Genomic DNA, 20823 nt, shown 5'->3' on the forward strand with positions numbered 1-20823 from the left:
AACCTATTTTCCAAAAAATTTCATGGTGATTTTGAACAAAAATATATTCTGAAAATTCTGTATTTACTGTTAATTTTATCCTTTATTAATGCTATGATACTTACTATCACTTTAAATTAGGGAGGGAAATTATCATGTGGAGTGAACCTATTATTTCAGCAACTGCTTTATTTGCTTTAATTGCTTTGGGGGAAGTTATTTCAACATTGACAAAAGCACGAGTACCAATGCTTTTGACTGCAATGGTCAGTTTTTTATTACTTAAATGGGCAGGTATATTTCCTGAAAATATTCTTGATTCAGCTATTTTACCTTCACTAGGTGCACTAGCTATAGCACCTGCCATTATGCATATGGGAACGATGATGCCTTTATCAACGCTAAAAACACAGTGGAAGGCAGTGATTATTTCACTTTTCGGCATTATAGGTTCAACGACTATGATTTTAATCATCGTATCTTTAGTTTATGATTTTCGTATCGCCGCTTCTGGTGTTGGTCCTATCTCAGGTGGTATTGTTGCATTACTAATTACAATTGATAAGTTAAAGGAATTAGATTTAAGTTATTTAATTGTTTTACCAGCACTTGTGCAAGGTCTACAAGGTGTTATCGGGTTACCATTAAGTTCAGTAATCATGAAACGTTACGGTAAACACTTTTTGCAACAAGAATCTAAAAATTTACAAACTGATACCCGTGAAGAAGCATCAACGACTCGAACATCAACAACACATACTTTACATGATAAATATCCTATTTTACAAAATAATACTTTAAGACTATTTATTATGTTTGTATTAGCTAGTTTAGCTTTTTTAATTGGAGAAGTGACCCCAATTCATTTTACACTTATCAGTTTATTCTTTGGGATTGTCGGGCTAAAACTAGGATTATTTGAACAAGCAGAATTAGAAAAAAACAAGTCGTTCACTTTAATTCTTGTTATTATCATGCTGATTGTCATCGGTTCTATGGGAGATATCACACCACAAGATTTATGGCATCACCTACCAGCTATCTTACTTATTTTATTAATAGGTACGATAGGTATTTTAATCGGAGGAGCAGTTGCTGCAAAATTGATTGGTTGGCGTTATACAAAGGCACTTCCAGTTGCGTTAACTGCATTGTATGGTTTCCCTGGAGATTACATGCTATGTGAAGAAGTGAGTCGTAGTTTAACCAAAAACAAAAAAGAACATGATGCACTTTTCAAAGAATTACTTAGTCCTATGTTGATAGGTGGATTTACTTCCGTTACGGTAGCTTCCGTGATTTTAACAGGTATTATTATGAATTTTATTAATTAGGAGGAATTTTAAATGCTTATAAAAAATATAAACCTTATAGATGGTACTGGTAGCGCTATACAACAAAACGTTGATGTGATTATTCAAGATCATCGCTTTAAGACTATTGGACAGAATTTAAACCATGAAAATCATGAAATCATCGATGGTACCGATAAATATTTATTACCGGGCATGATAGATAGCCATGTTCATATCATGGAAGAAATGAGACCATTGACAGATAAATTAGCTACGCCATTTTCTTATACATTCTATCGCGCTATAGATCATCTTAAACGTACAGTAAATTGCGGTATCACTACCGTGCGTGATGCACTTGGTGCTGACCAAGGGATTAAAGAAGCTGTACAAAATGGTTTGATACTCGGACCACGCATGCAAATTAGTGTCAATGCATTAACGATTACTGGTGGCCATGGTGATAAATTAACGAAATCTGGTATAACTATGCCAAGTTTTATTGAAGATTATCCAGGTTTACCTACAGGAATTTGTGATGGCGTTGAAGAAGTACGTAAAAAAGTAAGAGAGATGTTACGTGCTGGTGCAGATGTAATCAAAGTTCATGCAACTGGAGGTGTAACAAGTCCAACAGATCATCCAGACTTCACACAATTTTCTATTGAAGAACTTAAAGTTATGGTTGAAGAAGCACAATTCAGAGGTAATAGAAAAGTAATGGCACATGCACAAGGTCTACAAGGCGTTAAAAATTGTATCGCAGCAGGCATTCATTCTATAGAGCATGGCATTTACCTAGATGATGAAGCAATAGAAAAAATGAAGGCACAAGGTACCTTTCTCGTACCGACTTTACTAGCACCTGTTTCAGTTATTGAATTTGCAGATGAACTTGGTATGTCTGAAGGTTCTGTTGAAAAGTCAAAAGAAGTTTTAGAGGCACATACAACAAGTTTTACTAAAGCTGTAAACGCAGGTGTAAAAATCGCCATGGGTACAGATGCTGGTGTCTTTAAACACGGTACCAACTTACGTGAATTAGAGTTAATGGTTGAACATGGTATGACACCAATGCAAGCTATAGTAGCATCCACTAAAACTGCAGCAGAATGTCTAGGTTATGACAATGAAATAGGCACAATTGAAACAGACAAAAAAGCTGACTTTATTATCGTAGATGATAATCCATTAGATCGTATTGGGATATTAAAAAACCCTGATAATATTAAAATTGTAGGTATTGATGGTGAAATTGTGAAAAGATAATGCTATCTACTATTTATAAAAACAAAGCCTCATTGTATATCTACAGAATGATTGAAGATATACAACGAGGTTTTAATTTTGAATTCACTTTGCTTTATCATTATTTATATTTATTAACCAGTGCTTTAGGTAAATGACAGTAATCATTTGGAAATCTTGATAATCTGTCTTGATGTGTTTCTGCGCTTTTAACATAATTAGTCAATGGTAATACCTCTGTGGCAATAAGGTGATGGTCTTCAATTGCATCTATGTATGCTTGTGCTTCTTTTAAATGTTTTACGTCTTCACTATATAATCCTGTTCTATATTTCAAACCAATATCTTGGCCCTGTTGGTTTACACTATAAGGGTCAATAATTTCAAAAAGATACCCCATTAAATCAGTAACAGACACTTTTTCAGGATCAAAAGTTGTTTTAATTACTTCTACATAGCCGTCGTATTCTCCATCAAGGGTATGCGTAATACCATTTGCCCTACCACCTTCTGTTTGAATGACACCTGGTAATGTCTTAACAAATGCCTGAACACCCCAGAGACAACCTCCTGCTAAATATACAGTTTCCATTCTATCCCCTCCTGATTTAATACATTATTTAATAAAAGTATAGACACCACAACCATATGATGCAAATGCTCATATATTTATGATTTATTTTTTGTTAATAGGGAAAATTTATATTAGAGAATAAGGAGGTATTATATGCCTAAAGTTAAAGAAAGATTATTAGAAGATATTGAAGAAAAGCCTTCAAGAACCGACAGTGATTTTAATTCTGAGAAAGAAATGCAACAAAATGCTTTTGAACGATTAGGCAAAGATGTAGTGATTATAGAAACACTTTCGATCATGAATATTGTCTTTGCAATCAGTACAATTAGTTTAGTAGTTGCACTTATCTTTACAAATAAAAATAAATAAATTTATATACATGCTCTTTTCATTGATAATAACAAACTTGAAAAGAGCATGTTTTTTATTAATAACCTAATATTCTTCAAAAAAATTTTGACAATATTTAGTTTTACAAAATTTTTAAATTGAATATTGTACCTTTTTTGTTACAATATAGTGAGGAGAATTTCGTCCTTTTATAAAAGCATATAACAAATACACATTCATCATATCATTATGGATTGTAGACGCACGATACTATCAAACTATTAATTTTATATAAAACTATTATAAACAGAAAAAAATTTAGAGGAGAATTGAATTATGGATTACAGAGTACTATTGTATTATAAATATACAAATATTGAAGACCCCGAAACATTTGCTACAGAACACTTAGATTTTTGTAAAGATTTAGAGCTTAAAGGACGTATCTTAGTATCAACTGAAGGTATTAATGGTACTGTTTCCGGAACAGTTGAAGCAACAGACAAATATATGAATGCATTACAATCAGATGAAAGGTTCAAAGGAATTACTTTCAAAATTGATGAAGCAGATGGTCACGCATTTAAAAAAATGCACGTTCGTCCTAGAAAAGAAATTGTGGCATTAGATTTAGAACAAGATGTTAATCCTAAAGAACTTACTGGTAATTATTTATCACCTAAAGAGTTTAAAGAAGCATTATTTGACGACGACACAATTGTTATCGATGCGCGTAATGATTATGAATATGATTTAGGACATTTCCGTGGTGCTATACGACCTAATATTACTCGCTTTAGAGATTTACCAGACTGGATTAAAGAAAATAAAGATCAATTTATGGACAAAAAAATCGTTACTTATTGTACTGGTGGTATTCGCTGTGAGAAATTCTCCGGTTATCTATTAAGAGAAGGTTTTGAAGACGTAAGCCAGCTTGAAGGTGGTATCGCCACTTATGGAAAAGATCCAGAAACAAAAGGTCAGTATTGGGACGGTAAAATGTATGTATTTGACGAACGTATCAGTGTAGACGTCAATCAAGTTGAAAAAACAGTTGTAGGTAAAGAATGGTTTGACGGTACGCCTTGTGAACGTTACATCAACTGTTCAAACCCTGAATGTAACCGTCAAATTTTAGTATCTGAAGAAAATGAAGCACGTTATTTAGGTGCTTGTTGTCATGAATGTGCTGAACATGAAAGTAATCGTTATGTTAAAAAACATGACATTAGTGATGAAGAAAAGGCAAAACGCCTTGAAAATTTTAAACAACTTGAATAATACAAATATGCGTTGAAATTATGTGTAAATATTTTATAATTTTAATATGTATCAAGCTAACTAAAAAATGGCAATTTCTAAATAAAATTAGAAATTGCCATTTTTCTTTTATTAGGTGCACAACTTACCAGAATTACGCGCAAAAATTGTGTTATTTTCTACATTGTTCAGTGTTTTCACAGTGGCCATTGTCATCTTTTTATCCCGCATCTTATTTTAAAATTTGATAATAGAAACACATTTTCCCTATAACAAACTAGAATAAAAAAATACCAGCCTCTTATTTATAAATGAATGACTATTATTACCAAACTTTTGTAGTTAATTTGCATTTATTTTCTTATTTATGCTTATTGTAATTTCATAAATCCATTTCCCAGGACATCTCGCACATCATGGATAGCTAAAAAGGCATTTTCATCATGACGGTTTACAATCTTTTTAATCCTAGCTAACTGATTTTGAGGGACGACGACGTAAAGTACATTAGTTTCTTTTTGTTGATATCCTCCTACACCATTTAACAGTGTAGAACCACGCCCCGTTTCTTCATTAATTTGTTTACTAATGTTCGCGTTAAAATCTGAAATAATAGTAATTGCTTTTTTAGGATTAAATCCTTCTATTACAAAAGACATACTTTTTTCAACGATAAATAACATAACAATTGTATAAAGTACATTTTGAATAGGTAAGACAAGCAAGAAAGATAAAACAATCAATGAATCAAGAATAAATAATGCTTGTGACGTTTTAATTTCACTATATTTGTTTATGATTTTTGCAATAACTGAAGTACCACCCAACGTACTACGGGCAGATATAACAAAGCCTGTACCAATACCAATTAACACTCCTGAAAAAATAGTATTGATAAAATCTGACTCTAAATTCAAATTAAAAGATTCAGTAATCCCTAAGAAAAATGAACTCGCAACCACAGTAATCAACGTATAAAGTGCAGTTGTTTTACTTAAATATTTCCATCCTACACCAATTAATATGATATTAATAATAAGCGTCGTCAATGCTGGAGAAAGGCCTAAAGTATATTTCAGATTTAAGGAGACACCGACTGTGCCGCCTTCTCCTAAATTTGAAGCTAAAACGAATGAATTAACACCTATTGCAATTAAAAAAGTACCTATAAGACAAAAACAAATATTTTTTAGATGAATTTTATATTCCATTAAACTCACACCCTCTCTATAAATGATTTAAATTTTTGAACACCATTTTCTTAACTATACTTCGTTCATTTTCTTTCAACACAAAAAGAAACTTCTTAGCAATGCTAAAAAGTTTCAGAATTACAATTTTAAACTATAATTTTTTTAATACAGAAGACATAATAATAAAAATACTTAAGTTTTTCAACGTAGGCGGGTTATGATTATTTATTGATATATAATATTTACTTCAATTTATCAAAAGTTATTTTATATTATGTCCTTATTTAATCATTACACATATTTTTTAAAAAATTAAAATCCCTAGATTCTATAAAAGAACCTAGGGATTGATGATTCAATATTTTAAAATTGAATATTATCTTATTACGCAGTAACCCATTGTGAAGCACCTTCAGATTCATATAAATCCATTGCTGCTTGGTCTTGTACTGATTCTGGTGCTTCTGTTGGAGATACACCTTTATATTCAGCTGGTGCTACTGAATCCCAAGTGCTTTGTAGGAATTGGTATTTACCTGCTGCACCTGATGATGGGTTAACAGCGTTAAGGTCACCACCTGATTCACGTTGCGCGATTTGTTTCAAGTGATCATTTACATCTACAGATGAACCACTTGATGCTTCACTTGAACTATCTGTTGATTGTTGTGATGAAGCTGATTCTTGTTGTGGTTGTTGTGTTTGCTCAGTTTGTGGTGCTTGTTCTTGTGCTGGTTGTTCTGATGAAGCTTGTTGTGGTTGTGGTTGTGTTTGTTCTTGAGTTTGTGGTGCTTGTTCTTGTTGTCCTGCATCACTTGTTGATTGTGCTGATGCTTCACTTGATCCGTTTGAACCTTCACCATAGCTCCATGACCAATTTGTGCCATCAGATTCAAAATTATAATTTGTGCCATTTTGGCTGAAATTATAATTATATGAACCGTCATGTAATGCTTGTGCATTCAATTGTTGCGGATTGTTTTGTGCTTGTTGAGCTAATTGTGCTTGATCGATACCTTGTTCAGACGCATCTGCTGAATTTCCTGCTGCGATTCCTGTTACGCCAAGTCCTACTGCTAATGTTGAAGCTAATACTGTTTTTTTCATTATTAATAAATCCTCCCAAGAGATTATACTTTTAAATTTATGTTTTAATTTGTGTTTTCGTTTTTTGCAAAATTACCTTTATCAAATTTGCTAGTTCCCACTGTAACATCCAAAAAGTGCTTGTGGGTTACAGTGAAGTTAAAAAAGCAGCTAGGTTTTTTACGTCCTCATGACATAAAAGTTTATTATTACACTGTTCAAAAAACATTAGAATGCTATCACCATCGTCTTAAGGCTCATTATTTTTTATATTTTATTGTAATGATGTTGTAATATAAACACTTTTTATTCAAGTATTGTAATATTTGATTCATCATTTAATAAATTGATAATTTTTGTAAAAGTTATATTTTTAATTGCTTATTTAAATAGTTTTTCACTATCAATTCAATTCCTTCTATTCATTTTTTCTAAAATTATCTCTATTGCTTTTGAAAGTATATGCTTTTTCTCAATATAAAAAGGACTAACCCATGTTCTTCACGGATTAGTCCTTTAATTAAAGAATGAGCTTTAAATCTCACACTTTCTATGCGTATATATTAATGTTTTAAAATTAAACTTTTAATAAATTAAGCAGTAACCCACTGTGAAGCACCTTCAGATTCATATAAATCCATTGCTGCTTGGTCTTGAACTGATTCTGGTGCTTCTGTTGGTGATTGACCTTTATACTCATCTGGTGCTACTGAATCCCAAGTGCTTTGTAAGAATTGGTATTTACCTGCTGCACCTGATGATGGGTTAACAGCGTTAAGGTCGCCACCAGATTCACGTTCTGCAATTTGTTTCAAGTGATCGTTTACTTCTACTGATGAACCACTTGATGCTTCACTTGAGCTATCTGTTGATTGTTGTGATGAAGCTGATTCTTGTTGTGGTTGTTGTGTTTGCTCAGTTTGTGGTGCTTGTTCTTGTGCTGGTTGTTCTGATGAAGCTTGTTGTGGTTGTGTTTGTTCTTGAGTTTGTGGTGCTTGTTCTTGAGTTTGTGGTGCTTGTTCTTGTTGTCCTGCATCACTTGTTGATTGTGCTGATGCATCATTAGATCCGTTTGAACCTTCACCATAACTCCATGACCAATATGTGCCATCAGATTCAAAGTTATAATTTAAATTATCTTGATTAAAGTTATAGTTATAAGCGCCTTCATGTATTGGCTCAGCATTCAATTGTTGCGGATTGTTTTGTGCTTGTTGAGCTAATTGTGCTTGATCGATACCTTGTTCAGACGCATCTGCTGAATTTCCTGCTGCGATTCCTGTTACGCCAAGTCCTACTGCTAATGTTGAAGCTAATACTGTTTTTTTCATTATTAATAAATCCTCCTAAGAGATTATACTTTTAAATATTTAAATTTGTGTTTTCTGTTTTGCAAAATTACTTTTATCAAATTTGCTAATCCCTACTGTAACATCTTAAAAAAGCTTGTGGGTTACAGTGAAGTTAAAAAATATCTAGAATTTTTACGCCCTAATTACATTAAATACTTAATTCAATTCCATTCAAAAAACCATCACATCAACCATGAAATATAATATTGCTTTTACAAATATGTAATAATTATGTAATTAGTGTGAAAATAATATTCACTTATATCATTATAACTGGTTACATTTTATGACTTTTAAATATAAGAAAGATTGAATTTATATCTAACTGCTGATAATATCTTAATTTGGTTTAATTTTAATAATTTTATTTTAAAATTTATGAAAACCTATCAATATATAAAATGTTGGAGGAATTAAATGTTCGACAATATTCTTTATGAAGATAACCATTTATTAATGGTAGAGAAACCAATTAATGTTCCTGTACAAGAAGATAACTCAAGAGATCAAGATTTATTGTCCATTTTAAAAAATTACATAAAAGTCCAATACAATAAACCGGGTAATGTATACCTTGGACTCGTACATCGTCTTGATAGGCCCGTTGGAGGCACAATTGTTTTCGCTAAAACATCCAAAGCAGCCTCTAGGTTATCTAATGAACTTAGAAAACAAAAATTATATAGAACATATCTAGCAATTATCCATGGTATACCTTCAAAAAAAGAAGGTGAACTTCGCGACTATTTATGGAAAGATAGAAATAAAAATATTGTTTATGCAGTTGATTCCAAGAAAAAAGATGCTAAAGAGGCAATTTTGAATTATAAAGTTATCAAAACAATTAACAATAAAACCTTGGTTCAAATCCAATTGAAAACAGGTCGTTCACATCAAATTAGAGTACAATTCGCAAATCAAAACTTACCATTATATGGTGATCAAAAATATGGCCAGAAATTTAATAATCCCGGACAACAAATTGCACTTTGGGCATCAAAACTCAGCGTCAAACACCCCATTAAAGATGAAATCATTTCTGTAACTTCTACTCCAAATAAAGGTATTTGGAATGACTTTATATAACATACTTCTTAAATAACCGTAAATTCATCCAATATATTAATATAAAAAAGCTATGAAAGAATCTCTACTAAGAGATTCCTTCATAGCTTTTATTAGTGTTTTATACTTATATTTTTAATTAAAATTATACTTCAGATTATGCAGTAACCCATTGTGAAGCGCCAACTTCGTTATAAAGTTTTACAGCTGCAGCATCTTGTACTGATTCTGGTGCTTCTGTTGGAGATACACCTTTATATTCAGCTGGTGCTACTGAGTCCCAAGTACTTTGTAAGAATTGATATTTACCTGCTGCACCTGATGATGGGTTAACAGCTTTTAAGTCGCCGCCTGATTCACGTTGAGCGATTGCTTGTAAATGTGAATTAACATTTACTGAAGAACCACTTGAAGCTTCATTTGAGCTTGATGATTGAGTTGAAGCTTTTGTAGTTGCTTCTTGTTGTGGTTGTTGTGTTTGTTCAGTTTGTGGTGCAGTTTGTTGTGGTTGTTCAACTGTTGAAGCGTTAGCGCTTGAACCTTCACCATAACTCCAAGACCAAGTTTGTCCATTTGATTCAAAGTTATAGTTTAAACCATTATAATTAAAGTTATAACTATATGAACCTTCTTGTACTGGTGCTGCATTTAATTGTTCTGGGTTAGATTGTGCTAAATTTGCTAATTCTGCTTTATCTACACCTTGTTCTGCTGCGTCAGCTGAGTTACCTGTTGCGAATCCTGTTACACCTAATCCTACTGCTAATGTTGAAGCTAATACTGTTTTTTTCATTTTTGATTAAATCCTCCTACAAGTTTGTTTTTTATATTTTTAAGATTTATTTTTACTGTGATATTGAAACCAACTATTTTTTGTAAAATCCAATGCTGTTTCAACCAATTTCCAGTAAATACTATAACATCCATAAAAACCTTGTAGGTTACAGCGAAATTAAAAAACCCCCGTGCATTTTACATAATAATTACATAAAATTGAATGAAAATTAAAAGATATTTTGTAAAAAAACCTATTGCTAAAGTGAATAAAGTGCTTTTTAAACTTATTTTTTCTGTAACATAATTGTAATTAGTGTGACAATTATTCTAGTTAGTCAATTTGCTATTTTATATATTTAAAAAACCGTTCAATGATTAAAATTGAACGGCCTCGCCATTATATTCATTATGATAATGCTATTTTAATATGCGCTAAATGATGTTCTTCGTGCCAAGCTAATTTAGCAACTTTAGTTGCAACAGATATTTCTCCGCTTCCTCTTAATGTAAATGTACGATTCAAATCACTTTCTGTTAAATGATTGCCAATAGCTATAATACGTTCATTTATACCCTCTAACATTTTAAGGGAACTTTCTATAGGCAGTTGACTATCAGCAAGTTTTGCCCACTCATCTTGAATAAAAGGATCAACAACTGGATTCGTATCTGTTAGCGCTAATTTTAAGCGTTGAAACATATTTAATTGGGAATCTGCTATATGATGAACGAGTTGTCGCACAGTCCAACTTTTGTCTCGATATTGCTTGTTTAATGCTTCATCATTTAAATGAGCTACAGTTTGCCTCAGTCTATATGCATACGACTCAATTTCACTAAGCCATTTTTGGATATCTTCTAATGTTACTTTATTTGGCACTTCTAATTCACCAATTGGAAATCTAACATCCATATTAATCACCTTTTTTATTTATTAAATGTTTAATAGCATCTTTAATTTTTCCATTAGTAATGCTATTGCCTATTTATGACTATTTAAACTTTCATACTATTTATTGTAGAATTTAGGAATGCATCTACTCATATTCATAACAAAAGTATTCTCCCTAGTTATTAGCATAAAATTTATAAAATTAATGATATGACAAATACATAATTAGTAAATTTTTATGAACTTTCCTAAATTATAATGATACAACTTAATAAAATTTGTAATATTATTGTGAAGGATTTAACAAGGGAGTGGAAATTTATGAGTAAAGATTCATCTACCAAGTCTACATCTAATTTCAAGCCATTTTGGTTAATCACAAGTATGATTATCTTAATCACGATTTTGATATTACCTACACCAGAAAGTTTACCCCTTATGGCTAAAAGCGCATTAGCAATATTGCTATTTGCAGTCATATTATGGGTAACTGAAGCAGTGACTTATCCAGTTTCTGCGGTCATGATTGTTGGACTCATTATTCTATTAATAGGTTTCAGTCCGGTACAAAATTTATCTGAATCGCTAGGCTATCCTCAGTCAAATGGTGAAATATTGAAGGGAGATTCACTTTTCGGAACAGGTAATGCTTTAAAACTTGCTTTTAGTGGGTTTTCTACCAGTGCATTAGCTTTAGTTGCAGCTGCTCTTTTTTTAGCAACAGCTATGCAAATTACACAACTTCATAAAAGACTTGCACTAATTGTACTTTCCGTAGCAGGCAATAAGACAAATCGTATCGTTATTGGAACGATATTAGTGGCAATATTTTTAGCATTTTTCGTTCCCTCTGCTACTGCACGAGCAGGTGCTGTTATTCCTATATTATTAGGAATGATAACAGCATTCGGCGTTGCTAAACAAAGTAAATTAGCTGGACTTTTAGTTATCACAGCTGTACAAGCAGTTTCTATATGGAATATTGGTATTAAAACTGCAGCTGCACAAAACATTGTCGCAATTAACTTTATCAATGATCAGTTAAATGCTGATATATCGTGGGGACAGTGGTTCTTATATGCTGGGCCATGGTCCATGTTAATGTCAATTGCGCTTTATTTTATCATGCTTAAAGTCATGCCCCCAGAAGAAAAAGAACTTTCGGGAGGCAAATCATTAATTCAGCAACAGTTAAAAGCTATGGGACCTGTAACTTCTAAAGAATGGCGTTTAATTAGCATATCCATCATTTTATTAATACTTTGGTCTACCGAAAAGATATTACATCCTATTGATTCATCTTCAATCATTTTATTAGCATTGGCTATTATGTTAACTCCTAAAATTGGTGTTATGTCCTGGAAAGAAGCTGAAAGTCGTATACCTTGGGGAACAATTATTGTATTTGGCGTCGGCATATCTTTAGGAAATGTACTATTAAAAACTACAGCCGCCCAATGGTTGAGTGATCAAACCTTTGGTATCATGGGTTTAAATCACTATCCCCTTTTAGTAACAATTGCATTAATTGCACTATTCAATATTTTAATACATTTAGGTTTTGCAAGTGCAACAAGCTTAGCATCAGCACTAATACCTGTATTTATTTCACTAACTACTACGTTAGATTTAGGAAATCAGTCTATTGGATTTGTACTCATACAGCAATTCGTTATCAGCTTTGGTTTCTTATTACCCGTAAGCTCACCACAATCAATGTTGGCCTATGGTACAGAAACATTTACTGTTAAAGATTTTTTAAAAACAGGGATACCTATAACCGTTATTGGCTATTTACTTATTATTTTATTTAGTGCCACTTATTGGCATTGGCTCGGATTAATTTAATGTAAAAAATTATTCTCTATAATAAACTCGACATTGCTAACATTAGCGAGTGATTGAACCATTATAATGAATAACAGGCTGGGACGATTAATTTGTCACAGCCTGTTAATATTAATGAAAGCTATATAAAATGTTACAAACACTCTATTATGTTAAAACGCGTTTTGATTAAGCCATTGACCGCCGTCCATTGTCATACAAGCACCATTAATGTAATTCGCTTCTTCCGAAAATAAAAACTTAGCTAATCCTGCAATTTCTTCTGGCTGACCCATGCGGCCTAATGGTACACTATCCAATGTTTGTTGGCGTGCGTCTTCTGATAAACTAAGTTTTCCAGAGCCTCCTGTATTATCTATAGGACCTGGAGCAATAGCATTTACGGTAATGCCATACTTTGAACCCCACTCTACAGCGAGCGTTCTTGTCATAGCTAACACACCCGCTTTTGCACTAGCAGAATGTACAACACCCGGCCCTGAACGCCATGCATATGTTGCCACCATATTGATAATACGTCCATGATACCCTTGTTCAATCCATTTTTTTCCAACAGCCTGTGTGCAATGCCAAGTTCCATTTAACACAATATCTACGACAGAATTCCAACCATTCGTCGATAGTTCTTCCGCAGCACATATAAAGTTGCCAGCTGCGTTATTCACCAAACCATCTATCTTTCCAAAAGTATTAATGGCTTCATCCACTGTATACTGCACGCGTTCAACATCACGAACATCCATATCAATACATAAAATCTGTCCTTCTCGGTGTTCGATTTCTTTTTTAGTTGCTTCTAAACGTTCTAACGATCTACCTGTTATAATAACGTTCGCACCTTCTTCAGCAAAACGTTTCGCCATTGCTTTCCCCATACCACTACTTCCACCTGTCACCATTATTACTTTATCTTTCATTATAGAGTCTCCTTTATCAAACAATTTAGTAAGCGCTTACATTTTATTGATAAGTATAACAAAGTTTCACTGATTTTTCTTATAAAATGATAAAGACCTATGATTGATAAACATGATTTTATATCTATGTTTCATATGAAACATTTTACTGATTAAATAATTGAAATGTTAAAAGTAAGTGCAAAAACACAAATTAAGACCTCTAATTTTTATTTCTAATCTATTTATATTTTATTAAGGCATATTTGATTGAAATTTATAGAAATTATAATGTAATATTACTATATAACAATTATTATCACTTACTTTTAATGATTTATACTTGAAATATAGGGTAAATTATTAAAAGTATGCTCACATATTCCAAATAGGAATGTGTTATATGATTAATATGTATTTTTACATGTGAGAGTCGCGTAATATAATAGTAAATAAAGACATAAGATGAGTGACAATGTATGACAAATTGTTACTGATGTTATTAAGAATGAAAGGTGAGGAACTATGGCTAAAACTGAGTCAAAAGACGTCATTCTTATTGGCGCCGGTGTATTAAGTACTACTTTTGGTTCTATGCTTAATGAGCTTGAACCAAATTGGAACATTAAACTGTACGAACGTTTAGATCGTCCTGGTGACGAAAGTTCAAACGAACGTCATAACGCAGGTACAGGACATGCTGCACTTTGCGAATTGAACTATACAGTTCAGCAACCTGATGGTTCAATTGATATTGAAAAAGCAAAAGAGATTAATGAACAATTTGAAATCTCTAAACAATTCTGGGGCTATTTAGTTAAAAATAACTATATCGAAAACCCTAGAGAATTCATTCATCCATTACCACACATTAGTTTTGTAAGAGGTAAAAATAACGTTAAATTTTTAAAAGACCGTTATGAAGCAATGAAAAACTTCCCTATGTTTGATGATATCGAATATACCGAAGACATTGAAGAAATGAGAAAATGGATTCCATTAATGATGCAAGGTCATAGCGCAAGCGATATTATGGCTGCCAGCAAAATTAATGAAGGTACTGACGTAAACTTTGGTGAATTAACTCGTAAAATGGCGAGAAACCTTGAAAAAAATCCAAAAGTAGAAGTTCAATACCATCATGAAGTACTTGATTTCAATAGACGTAACGATGGTAAATGGGAAGTTCAAATCCGTAACGCAAATACTGGCGAAACACAAACACAGTTAGCTGATTATGTATTTATCGGTGCTGGTGGTGCTGCTATCCCATTACTACAAAAAACAGGTATCCCTGAAAGTAAAAACTTAGGCGGATTCCCTATCACAGGTCAATTCTTAACATGTACAAATCCAAATGTGATTGAAGAACATGGTGCCAAAGTGTATGGTAAAGAACCACCAGGCACACCACCAATGACTGTGCCACATTTAGACACACGTTTCATTAATGGCCAAAAAACATTATTATTTGGACCGTTCGCAAGTATTGGTCCTAAATTCTTAAAATATGGTTCAAACTTAGATTTATTTAAATCTGTTAAACCAAGTAACATCACAACATTATTAGCAGCGGCAGCGAAAAACTTACCGCTACTTAAATATTCATTTGACCAAATTTTAATGACAAAAGAAGGTTGCATGAACCACTTACGTACTTTCTATCCAGAAGCACGCGATGAAGATTGGCAATTATATACTGCTGGTAAACGTGTTCAAGTGATTAAAGATACTGAAGAATATGGTAAAGGCTTCATCCAATTCGGAACAGAAGTTGTAAACTCTGAAGATCATTCCGTAATTGCATTACTTGGTGAATCACCAGGAGCATCAACTTCTGTATCTGTTGCATTAGAAGTATTAGAGAAAAACTTCTCTGAATATAAAAATGATTGGGAACCTAAGATCAAAAAAATGATTCCTTCTTATGGTAAATCATTAATTGAAGATGTTGATTTAATGAGAAAAACACGTCAACAAACTTCAAAAGATCTTGAATTAAATTATTACGAATAAACTTTTGATTGCTTAAGTGTAAAAACTAAAATGAACTGAGATTAAGATGGTGTTAAACACCTATTTATGAACCTACAATAACAGTTTATTTTCAAAACACATCTTTCAAGATGTGTTTTGAAAAATTTTATCATCACTAAATGTTTATTGGTTCTTTAATCTTTGTTTCATTGGTATTTTTTAGAAATACTTTGTTATCATTGATTCACTTAAAGGAGCGAAATGTATGAAAAAATTATTAATTGTTGTGGCTGTAGGCGCATTAGCATTTGCAGGTCTTAAACGTTACCAACAACATGTAAACAAAGCACCAAATATTGAATATTAATAAATCATGTAAGCCATCATAGGTAAAAGTTACCTATGATGGCTTTTTTGTTATTGTTATATAAAAAAAACGGTTATAAATGTTTTTGATTATTTTCCGCGTTATATATTCCCCTTGTTAAACCCACTTCTACACATTTTCACAATCACATTACTATATTTCCCTTTTGTAATATCTAACGATCCAATTCGATTTCCACCTATTAGTTTTATCGTTAATCGATAAAAAAGTATTGATTTTCGATATGTTTTAGTTATAATGAAGTTAACAAATTAAAAGGAGCGCCAATATGTCTACAATTAAAAGCAAACATTTTAGTATTTTAGTCAAAACGTTAACTATTTTAGCAACTATCGCTTTGGTCTTAACATCTCTTAGTATGTTACCAATTATTATCGCAATTATAGCGCTATTAATCATTCCTTCCTCGTTTATTAACTCACAATTAGATAAAGCAAATAAACCTTTTTGGGTAGATTCATTAGGACTAAATTCACATGAAATTACAAAACATGACCTAAATAGTATTACTTTTCCCAAACCATCTGTTATATTAATGCTATTATTAATAATTGTATTAATTGCAATCTATATTCTGGTGATTACATATGTCAGAAAATGGCTTAAAAATGTTAGCAGAGGACAAATTTTTACAGATAAAAATGCAAACATCATTATTTTAATTTCTTATTGTTTTATTGTATTAGGTGTATTTGAGGCATTTATTGAATTGGCAAGTAATTTTATGGTTTATAATTTTTTAGGGCAAAATGCTAAATTGTATGCACTGATAGATAAAGATATCGAAACCTTTGCAGATTTCTTTTTTAATTTTAATTTCACACTTATTTTAGCGGGTATCGTTATTTGGATTATAGGAAATGTTTTTAAATATTGTGCATTCTTACAAGATGAGTTTGATTATACCGTTTAGGAGATAAGATAAATGATTGTAGTTAGATTAGATCGAATATTAGCTGATAGAAAAAAGAAACTCAGTGAATTAGCAAATGAAATTGATATTACTGTAGCAAATTTATCGAATTTGAAAACAGGCAAAGCAAAAGCAATACGTTTTTCAACATTAGATGCCATATGTAAAGCGCTCGATTGCCAGCCTGCAGACATTATAGAATACACAGAGTCTGAGGAGTAAACCAAAATTTATTTAAATTCACAAGTCATCTTATATTTATCACAGTTAAACCTTTGGCTTAATCCACATAGCAGTTAGGCTCCCGCTTGTATTAGTTCAGACTAACCGGGTGTCTAAGATTATATTGAAACAGAAAACAGGAGTGGAACATACTTATTACTTGTTCCACCCCTGTTTTTTAATGTGTTTTAATATTTAATCCTCTATAGCGATTGAGTGCACCACAGAATTCTTGTTTTCTCGGCAATGCTAAATTACCAGGATGTCCTTGATGCGGTGAAATGATATCTAACCCTTTTTCACTAATCAAATCAAAAATTTTATCAGCTGCTTGAGATATCGTATCTTGTTCATTCAACAAATTACTTTGATAATAATCTATCATGGTTGCTATGCAATTCGTTTGGCTAGCATCGATAAGTTGTTCTAATCCTGAAATATTAATTCGTTCTTTACCATATAAAATCGTATGCATACCTTTTACTTTAAAACGTCGATCTTTACCTTTATTTGAAAAACTAGATTTCAGTGGTATTCTTTGCGAAGTTTGTCCGAATTGGCATAGTGACGCTTCATCTTTTGAGTGACTATCTTCGCTAGCAATTGCTTTAGCTTTACGAGTAACGTCTTTTAATACATATTCATCCATCATTAATACTTGATCAGCCACATCGAAGTAATCGCCAGAACCTCCTACAATTAGAATTGTTGAAACATGATAATCATGGTATAGAGATTTTACTTTCATAGCGAAAGGCGTGATGGGCTCTTTTTCAGGTGCGATTAATTTTTGCATTCTGCTATCTCTAATCATAAAATTTGTTGCAGACGTATCTTCATCTATTAATAATAACGAAGTTTGAGATTCTAAGGCTTCTATAACATTTGCTGCTTGTGATGTACTACCGCTCGCATTTTCAGTAGAAAATTGAGTAGTATCTTTTTTACCTGGTAAATTATTTATAAAAGGCTCAATATTTACTTTTTCGATACTTCTTCCATCTTCAGCACGGATTTTCATCGCATCGTTACACGTAATAATGAGTTCACGTCCATCACCTGGAATATGGTGATATACACCACGCTCTAAAGCTTCTAGTAGTGTTGATTTACCATGAAATCCACCACCAACAATGAGTGTAATGCCTTTAGGTATGCCCATACCGCTAACTGTCTTTCCACTAGGTAAATTCAATTGAATTTCAAATTCTTGTGGACTTTGGAATTTTACAGCACCGGGTAAAGGTGTGTCAGACACGCCACTTTTCCTGGGTAATATAGAATCATTCGCTACAAATGCAACTAAATTCTGTCGTGACAGTGCATCGCGTATAAATACTTGATCTATCATCGTAGTCACTTGATCATTTAATGCAGCACGATTGATATGTTTATACAATAATGCTTTTTCTACTATTTCAGGTAGTAAATCTATGAAAATATGATGGGCAACTTTTCCTAAAATTTTTCTTCCTGCTGCTGGTAACCCTACTTCAAAACGAACTTCAATTTCGCTATGAGTAATGACTACAGAAGTACGTTGTAATATTTCTTGGCCACAGTGATCTATAAAAATATCCGGTCTCTTTTTAGAGACTTGATCAGATTTAAGCACTTTGCTAATACTTTTGCTAAACGCCCTTGTTAAAAAATCAGATACAGCAATTTTTTTATTTTTTGAATCTAATAATTCATCGGGGATATTGGCAATATGACGTTGCATTTTGGCACGCACTTTAGATGGCGGTGCATAAGGATCTGCTTGTATATGATCTATAATTAAATGGAATTTATCAAAAGCATATTCACCTTTAAGTCGTTTATATGCACCATATTTTTGTCCGTCTAATGATTTTAATAACTTTCCGAATTCCAATGTATTTTTCAAAAGGAACACTCCTTCAACATAGGTTAATACTCTTTTATATCATACCCAGACTACCGAAGCAGTGAAACTAACACTAGTAATAAATGTTAGTTTTCTTTTTTTAATAAAGTGAATACTTTTTAAATTAAAGACTCTCGTTTTTTCCTTTTCACCATCTTGTATATCGTCATTAATATTAAATTTCATGAAAATTGCCCACAAAAAGTTAGCTTTTAATCACTACTTTTTGTGGGCATTTTAAAATTTAGGAAGGAATTTCTGTACGTTTTGTACTGTGCTTTCTAATAATAGCTGCAATCAGTGCAGAAACAGCACCGAAAATCATAAATCCGATAAACATCCACATCGTTGTATCTAATTGAATACTTCCATGTAAATATAAAATTTCTCTTAATGAGTTTGCATAATGTGCAAATGGATTCCAATCGACAATATATTTTTGATAAAAATCAGGCAACATTTGTTTTGGCAATGTTACTAATTGCATACTGAAAAACATTAATAAGAAAAAGATTGGTACAGATTTCAAACCTAACCAAGTCATCGTACCTAGAATTAATCCGACAAATCCCATGATTGCTAATGCAATAAATGTAGCTGTTGTATTAGGCGCATTGAAATTAAAATCTAATACTATTTTCATAAAGTACACATATGTGAAAGCTCCTACAAATGCCGTAACAATGGTCATAGCAATTTGCCCTAGTGATGCAATAATGCGGTGTTGTATCGCTATGTTATTACTTGTTCTAAATGCAAAGAATAGTAATACCGAAACAATAATTGATCCCATCCAAACAGGCATAAACATTAAGAACGGACCATTTCCACCTGCTTGATGACTATTTACTTTATTTACTTTTTCATTATCTACTTTAACTGGGTGCGTTAAACTTTGAATATCTGATGGTTTCAAATCAATGTTTTGCTTTTCTAAAATATCCAAGCTTTGTTTGGTAATTTGTTGGTTCATGTTATCACCCATGCCTTTTAAAACTTGAGAAGACATTTGTGAAACTTGTGTTCCTGCACCATCATTGATAAATGTTTTAAAACTTGCTTTTTGAGGCTTTATTTGTTGATTCTCGCCAGATTGTGACATCTTTTCTTGCATCTTTTTGGCTTGTGCTGCTGGTATTTCTCCAGATTGAACTTTATCTTTCATTTCTTCTTTTTTAGCATCCATCACGACTTTTTGTGTTTTGCTTAGCGCATTTTTTGAAAAATCATTTTCTATAACAGCTGCTCCAAAATATTTTTGTTCTTTCATACCTTGTTTTAAATCTTTTTCATTATCAACTTGAATCCATTTAATCGTATTGGAATTACTATCTAGCAATTTATCTTCTAAATTTTTACCTATATTAATCTTGTTACCTTGCATATCAACACCTTTATCGTTGTTAACAATTGCAATTGGAATATCTTTGGGTTTAGGGTTAAATGCTGGATAAAAAGCGACTGAAAATATTACAAATATTAGAATAGCTGCAATCGGTGCAAGCCATAATAACTTATTTTTAAAAATATTCATTTATGATTCCCTCCTATTTAATAAACAAAGTGTTGAATATTTATCACATTGTCCATTATAATAATTACTAAATGATATACAATATGCAATGATGTTCAAT

19 protein-coding genes are annotated in these 20823 nt (G+C 32.2%); 10 read left to right on the forward strand and 9 right to left on the reverse strand.

Going from position 1 to position 20823, the window contains the following annotated elements; genetic code table 11:
* Nucleotides 1-134: 134 nt before the first annotated feature.
* Nucleotides 135-1313, forward strand: coding sequence for a hypothetical protein (locus KA824_RS00365; RefSeq protein WP_107523659.1), 1179 nt, complete (start codon nt 135-137; stop codon nt 1311-1313).
* Between the two features lie 12 nt (nt 1314-1325).
* Nucleotides 1326-2543 carry a metal-dependent hydrolase family protein gene (locus KA824_RS00370; RefSeq protein WP_019469171.1) on the forward strand — a complete coding sequence of 406 codons (1218 nt, stop codon included), beginning with the start codon at nt 1326-1328 and terminating at the stop codon, nt 2541-2543.
* 100 nt (nt 2544-2643) lie between these two features.
* Here the strand turns inward: KA824_RS00370 and KA824_RS00375 are convergent, their stop codons facing one another.
* On the reverse strand, nt 2644-3114 hold the full coding sequence (locus tag KA824_RS00375) for a peptide-methionine (S)-S-oxide reductase (RefSeq protein WP_019469172.1): 471 nt from the start codon (nt 3112-3114) through the stop codon (nt 2644-2646).
* Between the two features lie 135 nt (nt 3115-3249).
* Between KA824_RS00375 and KA824_RS00380 the strand changes: the two genes are divergently transcribed.
* Nucleotides 3250-3468, forward strand: a complete 219-nt coding sequence (locus KA824_RS00380) for a hypothetical protein (protein WP_040030347.1) — start codon at nt 3250-3252, stop codon at nt 3466-3468.
* A 297-nt stretch (nt 3469-3765) separates the two neighbouring features.
* Nucleotides 3766-4713, forward strand: coding sequence for an oxygen-dependent tRNA uridine(34) hydroxylase TrhO (gene trhO, locus KA824_RS00385; RefSeq protein ID WP_154409641.1), 948 nt, complete (start codon nt 3766-3768; stop codon nt 4711-4713).
* 350 nt (nt 4714-5063) lie between these two features.
* Here trhO and KA824_RS00390 read toward each other — a convergent pair whose 3' ends face one another.
* The 3 genes from KA824_RS00390 to KA824_RS00400 all read right to left on the reverse strand — a co-directional run bounded on the left by KA824_RS00390 (nt 5064) and on the right by KA824_RS00400 (nt 8302).
* Nucleotides 5064-5903 (reverse strand): YitT family protein, encoded by an 840-nt coding sequence (locus KA824_RS00390; protein ID WP_210133233.1) that lies wholly within the window; start codon nt 5901-5903, stop codon nt 5064-5066.
* Between the two features lie 366 nt (nt 5904-6269).
* Nucleotides 6270-6992 carry a transglycosylase family protein gene (locus KA824_RS00395; RefSeq protein ID WP_181187287.1) on the reverse strand — a complete coding sequence of 241 codons (723 nt, stop codon included), beginning with the start codon at nt 6990-6992 and terminating at the stop codon, nt 6270-6272.
* A 572-nt stretch (nt 6993-7564) separates the two neighbouring features.
* Nucleotides 7565-8302, reverse strand: coding sequence for a transglycosylase family protein (locus KA824_RS00400; RefSeq protein ID WP_154409640.1), 738 nt, complete (start codon nt 8300-8302; stop codon nt 7565-7567).
* A 438-nt stretch (nt 8303-8740) separates the two neighbouring features.
* On the opposite strand from KA824_RS00400, the gene KA824_RS00405 reads away from it, so the two are divergent.
* The gene (locus tag KA824_RS00405) at nt 8741-9409 is read left to right on the forward strand and encodes an RluA family pseudouridine synthase (protein ID WP_154409639.1); all 669 of its coding nucleotides are present in this window, start codon (nt 8741-8743) and stop codon (nt 9407-9409) included.
* Nucleotides 9410-9545: 136 nt separating this feature from the next.
* Here the strand turns inward: KA824_RS00405 and KA824_RS00410 are convergent, their stop codons facing one another.
* Together KA824_RS00410 and KA824_RS00415 are read right to left on the reverse strand one after the other, a co-directional pair.
* On the reverse strand, nt 9546-10181 hold the full coding sequence (locus KA824_RS00410; RefSeq protein WP_181187288.1) for a transglycosylase family protein: 636 nt from the start codon (nt 10179-10181) through the stop codon (nt 9546-9548).
* Between the two features lie 390 nt (nt 10182-10571).
* A complete protein-coding gene (locus KA824_RS00415; RefSeq protein WP_107383483.1) occupies nt 10572-11078 on the reverse strand; it encodes a YfiT family bacillithiol transferase in 507 nt (168 codons plus the stop codon).
* Between the two features lie 300 nt (nt 11079-11378).
* Here KA824_RS00415 and KA824_RS00420 point away from each other — a divergent pair, with 300 nt between their 5' ends.
* Nucleotides 11379-12905, forward strand: a complete 1527-nt coding sequence (locus KA824_RS00420) for an SLC13 family permease (protein ID WP_107523689.1) — start codon at nt 11379-11381, stop codon at nt 12903-12905.
* 152 nt (nt 12906-13057) lie between these two features.
* Here the strand turns inward: KA824_RS00420 and fadH are convergent, their stop codons facing one another.
* Nucleotides 13058-13822: a 2,4-dienoyl-CoA reductase gene (gene fadH / locus KA824_RS00425; protein WP_107383485.1), complete on the reverse strand. Its 765-nt coding sequence runs from the start codon at nt 13820-13822 to the stop codon at nt 13058-13060.
* 504 nt (nt 13823-14326) lie between these two features.
* Between fadH and lqo the strand changes: the two genes are divergently transcribed.
* The 4 genes from lqo to KA824_RS00445 all read left to right on the forward strand — a co-directional run bounded on the left by lqo (nt 14327) and on the right by KA824_RS00445 (nt 17301).
* Nucleotides 14327-15817, forward strand: coding sequence for an L-lactate dehydrogenase (quinone) (lqo, locus tag KA824_RS00430; RefSeq protein WP_107383486.1), 1491 nt, complete (start codon nt 14327-14329; stop codon nt 15815-15817).
* Between the two features lie 226 nt (nt 15818-16043).
* Nucleotides 16044-16145, forward strand: coding sequence for an SE2200 family small protein (locus KA824_RS00435; RefSeq protein WP_019469251.1), 102 nt, complete (start codon nt 16044-16046; stop codon nt 16143-16145).
* 289 nt (nt 16146-16434) lie between these two features.
* Nucleotides 16435-17079: a DUF2975 domain-containing protein gene (locus KA824_RS00440; RefSeq protein ID WP_181187289.1), complete on the forward strand. Its 645-nt coding sequence runs from the start codon at nt 16435-16437 to the stop codon at nt 17077-17079.
* Nucleotides 17080-17091: 12 nt separating this feature from the next.
* Nucleotides 17092-17301: a helix-turn-helix domain-containing protein gene (locus tag KA824_RS00445; RefSeq protein WP_019469249.1), complete on the forward strand. Its 210-nt coding sequence runs from the start codon at nt 17092-17094 to the stop codon at nt 17299-17301.
* 178 nt (nt 17302-17479) lie between these two features.
* Here KA824_RS00445 and KA824_RS00450 read toward each other — a convergent pair whose 3' ends face one another.
* Both KA824_RS00450 and KA824_RS00455 read right to left on the reverse strand, forming a co-directional pair.
* Nucleotides 17480-19189 (reverse strand): ABC-ATPase domain-containing protein, encoded by a 1710-nt coding sequence (locus KA824_RS00450; protein WP_107523400.1) that lies wholly within the window; start codon nt 19187-19189, stop codon nt 17480-17482.
* Between the two features lie 244 nt (nt 19190-19433).
* Nucleotides 19434-20723 (reverse strand): YhgE/Pip domain-containing protein, encoded by a 1290-nt coding sequence (locus KA824_RS00455; protein ID WP_107504717.1) that lies wholly within the window; start codon nt 20721-20723, stop codon nt 19434-19436.
* Nucleotides 20724-20823 lie beyond the last annotated feature (100 nt).

The organism is Staphylococcus sp. GDY8P198P, assembly GCF_017891615.1.
GTDB lineage: Bacteria > Bacillota > Bacilli > Staphylococcales > Staphylococcaceae > Staphylococcus > Staphylococcus cohnii.